The sequence below is a fragment of the Ruegeria sp. AP12 genome, assembly GCF_056540025.1.
Window position 1 is genome coordinate 1 of record NZ_JBQFVZ010000248.1, and the last position, 628, is coordinate 628.

Consider the following 628-nt stretch of genomic DNA (forward strand, 5'->3'; position numbering starts at 1 on the left):
ATGCGCTGTGAAAAATAGTTTAATGCTAAACTAAATTTCAAACCGACCTGGGCCGAGAGGGACACATGGCTGAAAAATCTTTTGATCTGATCGTAATCGGTGCTGGTCCGGGCGGGTATGTGGCCGCAATCCGCGCGGCGCAGCTGGGCCTCAAGACCGTCGTGGTCGAGCGGGAGCATCTGGGCGGCATTTGCCTGAACTGGGGCTGCATCCCAACCAAGGCAATGCTGCGCTCTTCGGAAGTCTTCCACCTGATGGAGCGCGCAAAGGACTTTGGTTTGACGGCAGACAAGTTCGGTTACGATCTGGACGCGGTGGTCAAACGCTCACGTGGCGTTGCCGGCCAGTTGTCGGGTGGGATCGGCCACTTGCTCAAGAAGAACAAAGTCAGTGTCGTGATGGGCGAGGCGACGATTACCGCAAAAGGCAAAGTCTCAGTCAAAACTGAGAAGGGCACCGAAGAGCTGACCGCCAAGAACATCGTCCTCGCCACCGGCGCGCGCGCACGTGAGCTTCCAGGGCTGGAAGCGGATGGCGATCTGGTCTGGACCTATAAACACGCACTTCAGCCGCCGCGGATGCCGAAGAAACTGCTCGTCATCGGCTCGGGCGCCATCGGGATTGAATT

The 628-nt window shown here is 57.6% G+C and carries 1 protein-coding gene; it reads left to right on the forward strand.

All coding sequences use genetic code 11. The features are described from left to right. Window positions 1–65 precede the first annotated feature (65 nt). Window positions 66–628, forward strand: a 563-nt coding sequence (locus ACR0E6_RS22550) for an FAD-dependent oxidoreductase (protein ID WP_480587582.1), incomplete at its 3' end; no start/stop codon positions are given.